10 protein-coding genes are annotated in these 15,649 nt (G+C 32.1%); 6 read left to right on the top strand and 4 right to left on the bottom strand.

The features are described from left to right. Positions 1 to 11: 11 nt before the first annotated feature. Both DN408_RS30645 and DN408_RS30640 read right to left on the bottom strand, forming a co-directional pair. The gene (locus tag DN408_RS30645) at positions 12 to 1,388 is read right to left on the bottom strand and encodes a lytic polysaccharide monooxygenase (protein ID WP_002168344.1); all 1,377 of its coding nucleotides are present in this window, start codon (positions 1,386 to 1,388) and stop codon (positions 12 to 14) included. A 279-nt stretch (positions 1,389 to 1,667) separates the two neighbouring features. Next, on the bottom strand, positions 1,668 to 2,252 hold the full coding sequence (locus DN408_RS30640) for a TetR/AcrR family transcriptional regulator (protein ID WP_147740511.1): 585 nt from the start codon (positions 2,250 to 2,252) through the stop codon (positions 1,668 to 1,670). 147 nt (positions 2,253 to 2,399) lie between these two features. Between DN408_RS30640 and DN408_RS30635 the strand changes: the two genes are divergently transcribed. After that, positions 2,400 to 3,527: an alpha/beta fold hydrolase gene (locus DN408_RS30635; RefSeq protein ID WP_050000495.1), complete on the top strand. Its 1,128-nt coding sequence runs from the start codon at positions 2,400 to 2,402 to the stop codon at positions 3,525 to 3,527. A gap of 211 nt (positions 3,528 to 3,738) precedes the next feature. Here the strand turns inward: DN408_RS30635 and DN408_RS30630 are convergent, their stop codons facing one another. Next, entirely contained in the window at positions 3,739 to 4,032 is a 294-nt protein-coding gene (locus DN408_RS30630; RefSeq protein WP_078179149.1) for an ArsR/SmtB family transcription factor, read from the bottom strand. Between the two features lie 459 nt (positions 4,033 to 4,491). Here DN408_RS30630 and DN408_RS30625 point away from each other — a divergent pair, with 459 nt between their 5' ends. The 5 genes from DN408_RS30625 to DN408_RS30605 all read left to right on the top strand — a co-directional run bounded on the left by DN408_RS30625 (position 4,492) and on the right by DN408_RS30605 (position 12,124). Next, a complete protein-coding gene (locus tag DN408_RS30625) occupies positions 4,492 to 4,815 on the top strand; it encodes a hypothetical protein (RefSeq protein ID WP_002085464.1) in 324 nt (107 codons plus the stop codon). Positions 4,816 to 6,507: 1,692 nt separating this feature from the next. Next, complete coding sequence (locus DN408_RS30620; protein WP_002016992.1) at positions 6,508 to 7,551, top strand: Fic family protein; 1,044 nt, start codon at positions 6,508 to 6,510, stop codon at positions 7,549 to 7,551. An 850-nt stretch (positions 7,552 to 8,401) separates the two neighbouring features. Beyond that, positions 8,402 to 9,910, top strand: coding sequence for a spore germination protein (locus tag DN408_RS30615; RefSeq protein ID WP_078179288.1), 1,509 nt, complete (start codon positions 8,402 to 8,404; stop codon positions 9,908 to 9,910). Beyond that, positions 9,897 to 11,000 carry a GerAB/ArcD/ProY family transporter gene (locus DN408_RS30610; RefSeq protein WP_002185802.1) on the top strand — a complete coding sequence of 368 codons (1,104 nt, stop codon included), beginning with the start codon at positions 9,897 to 9,899 and terminating at the stop codon, positions 10,998 to 11,000. The genes DN408_RS30615 and DN408_RS30610 overlap by 14 nt, the downstream gene beginning before the upstream one ends. Further along, complete coding sequence (locus tag DN408_RS30605) at positions 10,997 to 12,124, top strand: Ger(x)C family spore germination protein (RefSeq protein WP_002185803.1); 1,128 nt, start codon at positions 10,997 to 10,999, stop codon at positions 12,122 to 12,124. Before DN408_RS30610 ends, DN408_RS30605 begins: the two co-directional genes overlap by 4 nt. 638 nt (positions 12,125 to 12,762) lie before the next feature. Here DN408_RS30605 and mgtA read toward each other — a convergent pair. Further along, on the bottom strand, positions 12,763 to 15,456 hold the full coding sequence (gene mgtA / locus DN408_RS30595; protein WP_078179151.1) for a magnesium-translocating P-type ATPase: 2,694 nt from the start codon (positions 15,454 to 15,456) through the stop codon (positions 12,763 to 12,765). Positions 15,457 to 15,649: the final 193 nt, after the last annotated feature.

Genomic DNA, 15,649 nt, shown 5'->3' with positions numbered 1-15,649 from the left:
TTTTCCACTTATCATTTATTTAAAACTGGCTTCCAAATCGATAGTGCAAAAATCCAATTTGGATCGCCGTTCCCTTGATAACTTTGAACCGCTTCATACACTTTTCCCTCATGTACTACTTTATCACCTTTATTGTATGCTTTTCTTGCATCCCATTTTTCATAAGTAGAGCCATCTAGTTTTGTTGCTACAGTTAAAACATCACTTCTACTAGACTCATTTCTAGCTAAATCAACCGCTGTCACTACATATTTGTACGATGTATTTGCCTTTAAATTTTTATCCACAAAGGATGTATTATCCGTTGTCCCAATTTTATTCATAACCCCTGCGTTTTCTCTATATACAACATAATGGTCAACACCTACATTATCTTCAGACGGACTCCACATCAAATCAACAGTTGTCGCTGTTGTACCCATACTATGTAATCCTTTAGGTTGAGTCGGAGCCTCTATATCTGGGATTGCATTTGTTGTCTTAACCTTTAGTTTTTCACTTTCTTTTGATATATTTCCAGCAGAGTCTAATGCCTTTATTGTATAGGTATATTCCGTATTTGCTTTTAGTTTTTTATCAATAAAAGTTGTACCTGGTACCGTATCAATTACTTCTCCATTGCGTAACACTTGATATTCTTTTACACCTATATTATCAGTAGAGGCCTTCCATGTTAGTTCAACACTATTGGCAGAAACTTTAGACGCATTTAATCCAGTTGGTTGACTTGGAGCTACTGTATCGGGAGCTTCATTATTTACTAGATTTACATCAATTACATTATAAAACGCATTTGACGTATCTGCTACATCCCATACAGCTAAAATAACATGATAACCATTGCGATCAGTTGGTACATTAATTGTATGTGTTAAATTATTTGATGCTGCCGAACCGTCATGTTTCACAGTTCCAATTGGTTCTAATTCAGCACGTGTTAATGGTTTATTAGGATCCCATCCCTTTTTGGTAATGTAATAATGCCATTTACTTGTAGAATGTGCCGCTGTGTATTTCCATGTAAATGTATTTGCTCCCCCCTTTATTGTGTTTTTGAACCAGCGATTTGATGTTTGTTGGTCAAGAATCCCTCCAAACAGTCCTCCTGCCGAAGCGATTTTCCCATCAATCGGTCCACCATCTGGGAATCCTTTAGGTGCTTCTAGACTTTGAGGTTCGTACATTACATTTCCACAATTTAAATTTAATGCTCCATAATTCTGACTACATAAAGCAGCACGACTACTCGGCTTTTCAACAAACCCATGTGCATATGCACTTTGAGGAATCATTGTAATTGCCGTCACCCCTGCAGCTAAAACACAAGCACCAATTCCTTTTTTACTTTTTCTTAATCTTTCTAACTTAGATGTTAATTTCAAATTCATACTTGTCCCCCCAATATATTGTTTATGCTAATATAATAGCAATATAGGGATAAACGAACAAATCACCTACTAATATATTAATAGTTCAATAACATAAACACATTTAGTTTATTTATTAACCTGATATGGGGATAAATTAAGCAAATTAATTCTATTTTGTAACATTATGTAGTAAAGAGTTTATAAAAAACCAATAAAGATTCACAAAAAATCCAAATATCGATTACTTAATTTTTTACAACCACACCCCCACACGATAACTACATTATTAAGCAGGTTTCATGATTTATTACATTCTCTCGCCCCTGATAAAATCAGATCAAAAACATATTCCTGCATATTATCGATTAGTTCAACCACATCTGGATTTTTATCATTGCTCAGCGACCAATTGATTGACACCATTGCGTTTGCTGTATACAACTGAGCTACAAAGTCAATCGGCACACTTACTTCAACCTGCTGCTCTTTCAAATAGGAATAGCAGGCATTATATAAAATGGATTCTAATTCTAAACGTAAATCCGCTGAGGGAACACGTACATGGAGTAAAGTTGCAACCTCTTTTTTTCGCGCTGAGATCTTATCGGTTATCATATTAATAGCTTGAGCCACATTTCCATTCTCTATTAATGCGAAACGAAATTTAATTTCTTCCTTGAACCAGCAGACATAATTTTGCACTAATTTTTCCAAAAGATCATATTTATCTGCAAAATGGCTGTAAAATGTGGACTTACTCACCATAGCATGTATGCAAATATCTTTAGTTGTAATTCGCCCAAACTCTTTTTCTTTCAAGAGGGTAATAAGTGTATTAGAAATATTTTTCTTCGTTTTATAAACGCGAACATCCTCTCCCATTAATAATCAATCTCCTTCCCAAAGTTGCTTATCAAACCATTTATATCCTTATGGTTCGATTTCGTACTTCTTACCCTTTCCTGCTTGTTGTTTCTTTAATATACTTCTCTTATCCTTACCTTGTAGTCAAATATAAGGAGGGATTTTATGTTTAAACAGTATGTAAACAACGAACAGTTCAATTTGCAAATTAACCGTTTTTTCAACGATTTCTATCAAGACGATGAGCGGGCAAATCAGGATTTGCAAGCCATCATCCCAAGACTTACAGACACGGACAGCTGGTATAACACTTGGATAGAATATGCAGCAATGCGGGAGCATCAGAAAGACTTCGATCTAGCTTCGGTTTATTATCAGGCTGCCGAGTTTTATATGGAATCATCCGATCCAAAAAAAGAAAAAGTGTACCAAAAATACCGTGAAACTTTTTATAAGGGCTTTCATGACTTTGAGTATGAAACCTATCAAATTCCTTATGAAGATTCCTATCTTCCTGCAATCAAATTCATGACACCAGGCGCATGTAATACACTACTTTTCTTTGGAGGCTACGATTCCTACATGGAGGAAATGATGAAGATGATGAACTACCTCATAGGAATCAATTATAATATTATAGTTTTTGATGGACCTGGACAAGGAACAGCACTGAAAAACGGCTTAAAATTCATCCACAACTGGGAGAAGCCCGTTTCCACAGTCATTGACTATTTCAAACTTGACCGTGTTAGTATTCTCGGAGCTTCTTGGGGCGGCTACTTGGCAATGCGTGCCGCCGCTTTTGAAAAACGAATCGACAAAGTCATCGCCTTTAATATTTTTTATAGTGGCCTTGATGCACTCAAGATGCGCATGCCGGATAATATCTGGAATAAATTGACCACGCTTCTGGCTACTAATGAAGCTGACAAAATTAATACCATGTTTAAACAAATGATGGCCACCAGCATCGACCTGAACTGGAAAGTTAAAAAAGGTATGGAAAATACAGGTGAAAAAACGCCATTTAACTTACTTAAAAACTTTGAAAAACATACGATGGCAGGAATCGGTCAGTTCATAAATCAAGAAGTATTGCTCCTGGCTGGTGAAGACGATCAGTACGTTCCAATTAGCCGATTACCGCAAATCGAATCGGAGCTATGTAATGCAGCCTCCATCACTTCTGTAGTTTTCACTAAGAAAACTGGTGGTGAACAACATTGTCAGGCTGGTCATCGTCACTTAGCTTTTGATGAAATTAAAAGATTTTTGCGACATAAATTATATTGAGAAATATGAAGCGTTTTAGCACTTTCAAAATTTTTCTTTTATTAGCACATTAGAACATGGTGACATTCTTGCCCTTCTTATAGTGTTCATGGTGACCATCGTGTCACTCCTCAAAAAGACAGATATTATTTTCATAAAAGAAATCCCCCACGTATTTGTGGGGGATTATTCTGCGTTTTACTTATAATGAAATATGTGAAGTTTTGTTTATTTACAAACCTAAAATTCCAACAATCTGACTCGCCTTTAGATTAGTAATATAATAGTACATCTCTAAACCCTTTTTTTCAGCCTTTAGCACCTTCCCCCTCATTTTCGATAAATGTTGGGAAACAGTGGATTGTGGAATTTTTAAAAGCTTCGTCAATTGTGTAACATTACATTTTTTATACTGAATTAACTCGTTTATAATTTGCAATCGAATTGGATGTGCCATTATTTTTAACATATCTACATCCTCTTCAGTTATTACACTCTTTTTCATTTCACTTTTATACATTGTCATAAGAAATTCTCCTTTATTATCCGTGCATTTCCGCACGTCTTTTAATTAGAAGTACATTCTAAAATTATTACGGTTTAATATTCTTACTTTTTGGTATATTGAAATTTATATTTTCAAAATAATATAATTCTAGAAACGCCTTACACACATATTGTAAAATTCCAATATATGATTCATATGAACTTAATATACGGTTTAAATGAATCTTATATAATGAATCTCACTTCACTATGGAGACACTGTTGAAACTTTACTTCAATAACTCTGTAGGAAACTTATAAACAACTAAAAAAGGACACACCTATAGCATATGTATGCGTAGGTGTGTCCTTTTCTAAGATAAATTTTAGAGTATTAACTTCTTTTTATCTCATCGTATAAGATAACTATTTAAATTTCAAAATATATAGTATAGAATAGGAACATTCGCTATATTTATGTATGAAAGGATTTTCGGAAATGGACTTGTTGCAAATCAAGAAAATGGAAAATTTAATTTGGACTATTGAACATAGTAGTGACCTCTCAAAAAGGTTTTACATAATAAAATTTTTTGATAGAGAAAATACAATTAAGCCAATTGAAACATTAGAATTTGGAAATAGAAATATCGAAAAATTTGAATGGGTGTTTATTAATATATTTCCAAGGGTAGTAACAACTTATGTCCCTTCCACTGGAAGGAAACCTGATGAATCATTAATAGATACAACTAGAGAAAACAGTAAAGAATCACTTATTTTACAAGGAATACGAACCTACACCAAGTTTTGGTCATGTTAACCCCCACCCTTCTATAGCAGCAAATATAATTTTGCATAAAATGTGTTTTTTTGAGTTAAGGTGAATTCTATATGTAAATTCTTCTGAGAGTTTCATTCACATTGTATTGTTCGTTATTTGAAGAACAAGGAGTTTTTTATAATATACGATATATCAATTTTTAAAATGTATGCTTATACTTATTTTTTTAGGCATTTTATTCTCTTAAGAGCATCCACGCAAATACATGCTCTTAAGAAAATAAAAGTAGTACGCATGAGATTGAATGAATATTAAATAAAACACTTTGGATCTGGAACTTACCTTACACTTTGTTTTATATACATAAAAGAAGAGTAGAATATCCTTTTTTATTTTTAGATTTGCCTACTAACACTTCAAACAATCTATCAGGACGTTAAGTAGTGAATAATTCAATTTAAGGGGATTGTTTTAGTCTCTACTAATTTAGCAGAAAATTCAGTTCCACATTTAACCTTTCTAAATTCTAGATGATTAAATCCTTGATTAGCGCCTCATCGGTTGAATCAAAAAGGGTATGCACTTTAATACACCTAGTCCAACAAACGTAAATATTACTCCTACCAAATCTAACAAAAAAATTTGAGTAGCCCCCTATTTATTGCACTAATTATAACTAGAGCTAGCCCTTTCCTTTTCTTTAAATTCCCACTTTAACTAGACCATACGGACGTTAAGTGATATGAGTTCATTTTATAATGGGGGAAATTTTCACCGTTTCTAAACAACTTATTATATTATTTTTATCTAATAAGGCACAGAAACAAATTAAAAAACTTTAGTGCTCCTGAGAAAAAATCTCTTGAGGAAAAACGTTTTTAGGGTGAAACGTTTTTCAGGGTACTTTTATACTGACTCTTTTCCTTAAAATGTTTCTGTACCTAATATTTAAATTAACTTATGTCAAAATATTTCGCAATACAAGTGCTAAATGCTACATGGATATATAGAAAATGACACTTTTTATCACCATACCCCCTCAAATACTTATATTAAATATAGAAAAGTCACCTTACTATTATTAAATTTGTTAAATTAAATAATGAAAATGGAGAATACTAACTTTATAATTGTCACAATTTAATATATATATCTACTCTTTTATTACTCGTAAAAATCATTTGATAATTCCTTCAATATTAATTTATGAAATGCAGAGACCATCTAAAGCAACAATTTTCTTACATTAGATTGTTTTTCTATTTAATTTATTTTGTCGAAAAAAGTCGATATTTTCATATTTTTTTCATTTAATTATTGTACATTTGCACATTTAGTGTTAGGATTATGCCTATTCAAATTAGATCCTATTGATTCCTCTTTAAGATTTCTTTATTTTATTTGTGAAAATTAGTTACTTTCTAGTAAATTCCCAGCAATAATACAGCAAACTACACTAATAATAATTCTAAAATTATATTTTCATCTCGTAAATTCATAAAAAGGAATTTACGTCAAACTATATTTTCTATCTGTGTATATTCATTCTTTATTCAAACATGATTAATCATAAGTTCTAACTCGTTAATCAAATTTAAATAACAATTTTGATTCTAAAATAAGTTCAAAATCAAAATAAATATATTGTTATTTCAAAATAATGTTGTAAACTATCTTTAGAATGGAAAGATTTATGTAACAGCATGTTAAGGGGTTACAGGGGGAATAAAAATGAGAAATTTTTTCGATGATAAGTATAAAAATATTGAATTAAAAAGGAGACTATTAAATATAATCAGTGAAATTAGTGAATTAAAAGGAAAATTAGCTGCTTATCAGGAACAAAATCCTGATATATTTACTAGCTTAGAAAAAACCATACCACTTCATTACATAAAAAACTTTACTACTACCTATGAAGATATAAAAGTCCCAAATAAAAGATTAAAAGAACTTATTTTAGATGATATAGTACCTCAAAATATTTCGGAAGATGCTATCTTTTGTTTTTATCAAACACTTACTTTTGTACATAAGAATTCCTGTGATTTATTAATCAATCCAGAGACTATACAGGAATTACATTTTCAATTAATACATTACATTACCTCTGACAGTGCCAAATGGCGCGAAAAACCGTTTACTATTCCAGGTATTCCTGAAAACGGAATGCACTTAAATAGTTACCGCATTCTTCCACATGAGCTTATTCCACAAGTAATGGAACAATTATGTGATCAATATAACTCATTAAATTCTAGTAAGGGCCATCATTCACTTTTATTAATAGCTCGTTTTATATTTAATTTTTATTGCATAGTCCCTTTTAATCAGGGTAACGGCAGATTGGCACTTATGTTAATGCAATTGCTATTAATTAAGAGTGGAAATACATTTGTAAAATATGTATGTCTGGATAAATACATTAAGAAAAATGAATCTGAATATTACAATTCGATTTATAAATCTTCGGTAAATTGGTACTGCGAGGAACATAATAGTAGCTTTTGGTTAAAAACGTTTTTAACTATTATATTAGAGGCGTACAAAGATCTTCATAATACAGTTCTAGATTCTATATGTAAGCATACTAAAGTGGAGAGAATTCAGGATTTTATCCTTAAACAAAAACAACCCTTTACTAAGGAGTGTATTCGTAACACATATCCAGACATAGCAGAGAGTACAATCAGTAAGGCTTTAAATTCCTTGCAATTGTTTGGCCATATTAAGCTAGTGACAAAAGGAAGAAATGCTAGTTGGATTAAAGTTTAACTATACTTGTAAAACACTTACAGTTCAAAAAAGAAAATTATAACTTTATCATTTAAATTCATGCCTTTGGACTCTTATTCATTGAATTTCACTTTAATATATTAAGCTATTATTACTAATTTAGTTATTTCTAATTTCTACAAAACACAAAACGGTTTATAGGAATATTTGTCGAAAAAAGTCGCATTTTAATATTTTTTCTTTATTTTCTGGTTGTAAACGTTTCATTTTCGTGTTACCATCTTAATCAAACAATAGATGGTAATAAAAATGAAAATATTTCTTTCCCTTAGAAACATATAAACGTACGGTCATATCAAGAAAATAAGGCCAAAGAAATATTTGATACCTATCCAAATTACCAATAGGAATTTTGCCGCATTAACTTTCTGTTATTTCAGAATAAAACTTCACATTTTGTCCCTAAACAAAATTTGTTAGCGTGCAAAATTCAAATACACTAAAACACCCAAATAAATGAAATGTCCTTTTTTATTGAGCATTGAGGTATGAAAAAATAATTCTTCCTACAAAATTCAGCTGAGTAACATAAAGACATCTAAATTACTACCTTTATCGCCATCTATTGTTGACAACATATTTACCAACTATTAAAAAGAACCTATCAAGGGTTCTTTTTTATTATAATCATTCAAATTTCACTTCTATCTTGATACTTAGATTTCTACACAAATTACATCTACTTTTTTACTCTCAATTATTGAATTTATAATATAGTACTTCAATTTTAGTTATTCTTGATCTCAATCCGTTTAAATTAGTGAATAAAATTCAAACATATAAAAATAATAACTACAACTAATCGTTATATATTAAAGAGGTGTCAATTTTGTCCTTAAATGAAAAGACCCTAGAAACAAAGACAGATAAAACCATTGAAAAAATCCAAACAAATAACTTAAAAGAACTTAAAAATACATTAGATAACATCTTTGATATTAGTGCAGATTTGATTGAACATCCTTTGCAATTAAAAACAAACACGAATATTTTACTATATTATTTTGAAGGCCTTACAGATGGTGTTGCATTAAAAGGAAATGTTGTTACACCATTATTACAAGAAGTGAATGAAGACAGTCAAATATTTAATTCTAATATTATTGCTACTCATACCAAAATAGTATATACGTGGAATGAAATTAAAGAAGGATTACTTGAGGGACAATGTGTACTGTTTATGGAAGGAGAAAAGAAAGCCCTTCTCATTAATACAAAGGGATGGGCAGAAAGATCAATTCAGGAACCTATTTCAGAAGTTACCATTAAAGGTTCTCATGATGGGTTTATTGAGAATGTCACTAAAAACATAGGTCTGATTCGTCGATATATTCCTTCTACTGAATTGAAAATTAAAAAAATGACAATCGGAGAACGGGCCACTACTTTTGTATATTTACTTTACTTAGGCGATGTAGCTAACGAAGATGTGGTACAGGAAGTGGAGACAAGAATCTGTAAAATTAAAACTGATACAGTATTGAGCGTAGGAGAATTGTCCAACTTTACAAAAGATCAAAATTGGACTCCCTTTCCACAGGCTTATTTAAGTGAACGCCCAGATGCTATTTCTAATCATATTCTTGATGGTAAAGTAGCAGTGTTAATTGATAGATCTCCTGGTGCAATGATCGTTCCAATGAATTTAATTGGATTTTTTCAGACTCCCGATGATTATAATGTACATTGGCTGATTGCATCATCTTTTCGCTTATTACGATTTTTAGGATTTATTATAGCTATATTTTTACCCGCAATATATATTGCAATGGTTTCATTCCACTTTGAAATCATTCCTTTAGATCTATATACTTCTATTGCAACGTCAAGAATTAAAGTCCCTTTCTCGCCTTTACTAGAAGCATTTATTATGGAAATCACATTAGAAATGCTTCGTGAAGCTGGTATTCGTCTACCACAACCAATTGGACAAACCATTGGAATTGTTGGAGGTATTGTAATTGGACAAGCAGCTGTTCAAGCAGGGCTTGTGAGTAATGTTATGGTTATTATCGTGTCTATTACTGCCATTGCATCATTTGTTGTTTCTAATTATGATTTATCAAGTTGTATTCGGCTTATTCGTTTTCCAATGATGTTATTTGCCTACTTTTTTGGAATTGTAGGTATTGTTAGTGGATTAATGCTCTTATTTGCTCATTTTGTTTCACTAACTTCCTATGGTTCACCTTATGGATTGCCAATTGCACCATTTCGTCTCCAAGAGTTAAAAGATTCTTTTGTAAGATTTCCAATTTCTATGATCACCACCCGCTCGAGTACAGGACAGCCGAAACAAAGAAAGAAAAAAGAAGGTGGTTCACATGGGGAATCTTAAATTCCAAAACATAACTTCATTCGAATATATTGTTTTCATTCATTCACTGCAACTAGCATCAGGTATGCTAATTATGCCAAGCCCTCTTGCCACTACCGCTGGTACAGACGGCTGGATTTCTATCATTCTGGGATGGATAATTACTTCTATAATTGGCGTAATTATTATATTAATGTTACAAAAAAATCCTAACAAAAATTTCTCTCAGATCTTAAATGCATACTTTGGTAAATGGCTAGGAACAATTTTTCTTCTTTTATATGCCTTTTATCTATTTTTTGCTGGTTTTAATACTTTATTAAAGGCAACTGATATTGTAAAAGTGTGGATATTCCCCTCCACTCCTGCTTATCAAATCTCCATATTATTACTATTGCCTTTTATTATTTTAGCCCTGAGTGGGTTAAGGGCTCTTACTAGTTATTCTATGCTTGTTTTCTTCTTCACTACTTGGATGCCACTATTTCTTCTTTTTTCACTAAAGAGTAACTACAATCCTTTACACCTACTACCTATTTTTAAAGATGGCTTATACCCTATTGTAAAGGCAACAAAAGAAACCATTACTCCTTATGCGGGCTTAGAAATTGCATATTTTATTTATCCGTTCTTACAAAAAAAACAAAAAGCCATAAAAGGAATACTAATAGCGAATACTGGAACCATGTTTTTCTATCTATATGTGACTATTCTTTCTTATATATACTTTAGTCCGGAGGGGATAAAAGACGTAATTTGGCCAGTATTTCATCTGTTAAAAGGAGTTCGTTTTTCTTTCATAGAACGATTAGAAATTTTATATATCGCTTACTATTTGATTGTATTTTCCACTACAATATATCCGTATTTATTTTTCAGTTTCGAATCTGTGACCATTTTATTTCAAAAAACCGTTCGCAATTGGGTGCTGGTTGGTTTTATGCTTTTAATAGTCGGCTTATTCGTTTTTCTAAATCCCGATGTGGATCAATATTTATTTATATATTCTCTTATGGATATCTTAAATATCATTTTCTTTATTCTATTACCAATCTTCTTTTTCGCTTACAGCATTGTTTTTACTTGGTTTACTAGGAGGAAACAGCTTTGATTCGAAAATGGATATGGATTGTAATCTGTTGTGTATGTTTAATTGGTTGTGGTCAGAGAATTCCTCTTGAAAAAGTTTCTTTAATCCTTTTAATCGGCTTAGATAGTACTTCTAATGGAAACATAAAAGTGGGCACAAGCATACCACTCTTTCATCATAAACAGCAAAGCAGTACTGTAGAGCATTGGGTTCAGGCGTCAACCATATATGATGGATTTAGCAAAATGGATACGAAATTAACAGGGTATGTGACATCATCCAAAGCTGAAGTTATTTTAATTGGGGATAAATTAGCACAAGAAGAAAATTGGATACAGGCGCTCGATTCCTCTTACCGTGATCCTTACGCTACCATTAATGCTAAAGTGGTGCTTGTTGATGGACCGGCAGAAGATATGTTTAAAGTTAATAGGCCTGATAAGCCATCACTTCCATCTTATATAAATGGTGTAATCGAGTCTTCAATTCAAAATAATCAATCCGTCTCTTCTACAATTCAACAATTAATGAGAGAAAAAAATGAACAGGGAATGACGCAAACTGTTCCCATTATCAAGAAAACAAATAATGAAATTGATACGGTAGGAATTGCATTTTTAAATCATCAAGGAAAGTACTTAACGAAGATTCCTAAAACCGATGTGAAGTTTTTCAACCTTATTAATAAGTCAAAAAATACAGGTCGGATGATACTACACCTTGTTCTTTCTCCAAAAAAATCTGATAAAAAGCCAAATGCGTCTGTTTTCGTACAAAATGCAAAGAGAAAAATTAGTGTTGATTTCCAAAAAGGTAAATTTATTTTTAATATAGATGTAAGTATGAATGTATCCTTAATTGAAAAAACCAACGGAAACTTAACTAAAACTCGTTTACATGGTAATAAGAATATAGGTAGATTGGAACATGAAATCCAGGAAGAGTTCAATAAAAAATTACAAGGCATGTTACAGGATATGCAGAGAAATAAAATAGATCCAATTGGTTTATCATTACACGCTAGAGCTTTTCAATATAAAGAATGGAAAAAGGTAAAAGAAGATTGGTTGCGCGCTTTTTCAAAAGCTAAAATACGTGTGAATACACACGTTAAAATAAAAGATACAGGAACAATTAGAAATTAAACTATCTAGATTATTTTTAGCCAAGAAACCTTCCCCCTCAATTTGTGTGAAGGTGCATAGCACCAATAAGTTAAGTGGAAGATGAATTCACCTTTCCTGTAGGGAAACATGTGTTTCTAGGGTATATATGGTTCTGGTGCAAAGTTTCTCAAGAGATAAACAGAGGCATGAATATATGAGGAAATATTATGAGGCTACTAGTAATTCCTGTAATTCATGATATACTGAAAAGGCGAAGTCTCCAAAGAGACTCCGCCTTTTCAACGTACAATGAACTTCAACAAAATGTTTTAGTTTTAACGAATTCCCCGAAATAATTCTCCTTCCTCAAGCGTGTGAAGGGCGTAGCCCAACGGTAGGTGGGAGATGAATTTCGGTTTGGCATAGCCAAAAGCTTTTGATAAACTAGCTATATGAAGTTCTTTGATAACTTGATATATGAGGTTGCAGGAAGAAGATAGAGTGCGAAAACCAAGCCATTCGGTTCCTGCGTAAAATATCAACCGTACCAAAAGAGCGTCCAAGCGTTGGACATCTAGGGATGGAACACCCCGAAGTAACGCTCAGGGAGACGAAAGGTTGCTTTCATCGTGGAACTGAGAAGCTCCCACTTCAAGCTTTGCTAAGTGGCGAGTAGTTCACAGCCATCGATTAAACTTCCTGATGTATATTTTCTTTATAATTTCAGTAACTAGAGCATATATTGTTAAAATTCCAAATAACCACGGGAAATAATACAACGGAAGTGGAGTTAAGCCAATTTGGGTACTTAACCTGGTAAATGGAAGGGAAATCCCTATAATCATAACTAAACCTGTAAGTATCAAAACAGGTCTAGCAGCCGTACTTTGTAGAAAAGGAATATGTTGAGTACGAATCATATGCACAATTAATAATTGTGTTAGTAACCCTACTACGAACCAACCCGTTTGAAATAAGGATTGCATTTCAGGAATATTTGCACCAAATATATTCCACATTACAATGAAAATGATTATATCAAAAACACTACTTACCGGCCCAATAAAAATGATAAAACGAAATAAATCTTTTGTATCCCAACTTCTTGGTTTCACTAAAAATTCATTGTCTACTTTATCCCATGGAATTGAAAGTTGGGATAGATTATATAGTAAGTTTTGACATAATATTTGAATTGGTAACATTGGAAGAAAAGGAAGAAATGCGCTAGCAATTAATAAACTTAATACATTTCCAAAATTTGAACTTGCTGTCATCTTAATATACTTCAGTATATTTCCAAACGTTGTCCGCCCTTCCACAATAGCATCTTCTAATACATGTAAATTCTTTTCTATAAGTATAATATCTGAACACTCTTTAACGATATCATCTGCTGTATGGATAGATACACCAACGTCAGACTGTTTTAAAGCAAACACATCGTTAATTCCATCCCCCATAAATCCAACTGTATGGCCATTCATTTGAAGTGCCTTAATAATACGAAATTTTTGACTAGGATTTAATTTTGCGAACACACTTGTTTTACTTGCAAGTTTTACTAATGCTTTATCAGGAAGACTATCAATTTCATAACCCAGTACTGGTTCTCCTATATACAAGCCCATTTTCCTACATACATTTCTTGTCACGGACTCATTATCGCCAGTTAAAATTTTCACTTGTACCCCTTTCTTTTGTAGAGTATGAAGTGCAGCCATAGCCGATTGTTTGGGTGGATTTGAAAAACCAACATATCCAACAAGTATCATATCTGATTCATCATCAATAGAGTAACTCCCCACTTTATCACTCTTTAACTGCTTATATGCAACTGCAACAACACGCATCCCCCGTTCCTGCCAGAGTTCAATTAAGTGTTTATTTTTACGTTGGATTTCATCTGTAATAGGAATTATCTTATTATTTTCTTTTATATAACTACAAATTGATATAACTTCTCTAACAGCACCTTTACATAGCATTATTCGTTCGTTAGCATTTGTTTCTACAACAACTGAAACTCGTCTTCGATTAAAATCAAATGGGCATTCATCTATTTGTGAGTATTGAGATATATTATATTCACTACTATCTCTTACATAACGCATAACCGATAGATCAATTTCATTTTTATATGCTGTATGAAAGTAGCCATTTAAATACGCTAATTTCAAAACCTCATCCGACTTCTCTCCATTAGTATCTGTATGGCATACCAGGTCCATTTTATCTTCTGTCAATGTGCCTGTTTTATCGGTACAGAGAATATCCATAGCTCCAAGATTATGGATAGAAGATAGTTGTTTTACAAGTACCTTCTTTTTACTCATATTAATAGAACCTTTAGCCAAATTAGCGGTCACAATCATTGGAAGCATCTCTGGAGTAAGTCCAATCGCTACAGCTAAAGCGAATAAAAATGCCTCATACCAATTCCCATTTATAAATCCATGTATTATCATAACAATAGGTGTCATGATAATCATAAATTTAATTAATAGCCAGCTAACTTTGCTTACCCCTTTATCGAATCTAGAATCAGATTTCTTGTTCAGTTTAAACTGATTCTTTGCTATTGAACCAAAGTAAGTATCTGTTCCAGTACCCACAACTATTGCTTTTGCGGTACCACTTATAATATGAGTTCCCATAAAACAGAGATTTTCCAATTCGATCAAATTTTGGATTTTTCTAATTTTACGTTTTTTGTACATATGGAAATACTGATTTGTTTTAACAATGGGTAATGCTTCCCCTGTTAGTGATGATTGATTTACAAGTAAATTTTCCGATGAGATGATTCGTACATCTGCAGGTACAATATTCCCGGCAGATAATTCTATAATATCCCCTGGTACAAGATTCTCAAGAGCAACTTGTACCTTTCCACTTTCTTCTAATACCGCCCTCTTATTTTCCTTATATAAAACATCTCCCCCCCTGAGAGCAGTTACCTTTCCATATACAAGATTTTTTAATTTTTCTATAGACTTCTGAGAACGAATTTCTTGTATGAACCGAATTAACACACTTACAGCCACCATAATCCCTACAATAATAGTACCCTTTATATCATTAGTAAGAAAAGATAACATCCCTAATATGATTAGAAGAGAAATAAACGGACTTCTAAAAGAATTAAATAATGTTATATACCATTTTATTCTTTTTTGATAAATCACTTTATTTTCCCCATATACTTCAAGCCGCTTAGTAGCTTCTTCCTGAGAAAGTCCATGAGACGATGTTTTAAAAAAAGCTAACGTCGACTCAACATCACTTTTTGCAATTTCACTTAGCATTTTATAATTTTTTCCTAGTACTTCCTGATTATAAAAAGATTTTTTTTTATTAGATCGCAACAACTTAACCTCCTACCCATTAAATAAAATCCCCCTGTTTTTTCAAAATATAATTTTAAAGCTATATTTTTATAATCACCCTGAATTTTTAATCAAATTTAGAAGTGCAATCGCACTTAAATAGTATTATTCTCACCGTAAAAAGTAATTTTTATTTATAGGTTTCCTCTTATTAGCAGCAAAAATTTTGAATATA

Origin of the sequence: Bacillus sp. AR13-1 (assembly GCF_008042285.1) — a bacterium.
Lineage (GTDB): Bacteria > Bacillota > Bacilli > Bacillales > Bacillaceae_G > Bacillus_A > Bacillus_A mycoides.
The sequence above is the reverse complement of the archived record's forward strand: the minus strand, read 5'-3'. Positions and strand labels throughout refer to the sequence as shown.

Excerpts from the sequence above, each read along its gene's own strand:
- DN408_RS30625 (WP_002085464.1), top strand. The coding sequence starts at position 4,492 with ATGGACTTGTTGCAAATCAAGAAAATGGAAAATTTAATTTGGACTATT.
- DN408_RS30640 (WP_147740511.1), bottom strand. The coding sequence starts at position 2,252 with ATGGGAGAGGATGTTCGCGTTTATAAAACGAAGAAAAATATTTCTAAT.
- DN408_RS30630 (WP_078179149.1), bottom strand. The coding sequence starts at position 4,032 with ATGACAATGTATAAAAGTGAAATGAAAAAGAGTGTAATAACTGAAGAG.
- DN408_RS30610 (WP_002185802.1), top strand. The coding sequence starts at position 9,897 with ATGGGGAATCTTAAATTCCAAAACATAACTTCATTCGAATATATTGTT.
- DN408_RS30635 (WP_050000495.1), top strand. The coding sequence starts at position 2,400 with ATGTTTAAACAGTATGTAAACAACGAACAGTTCAATTTGCAAATTAAC.
- DN408_RS30620 (WP_002016992.1), top strand. The coding sequence starts at position 6,508 with ATGAGAAATTTTTTCGATGATAAGTATAAAAATATTGAATTAAAAAGG.
- DN408_RS30645 (WP_002168344.1), bottom strand. The coding sequence starts at position 1,388 with ATGAATTTGAAATTAACATCTAAGTTAGAAAGATTAAGAAAAAGTAAA.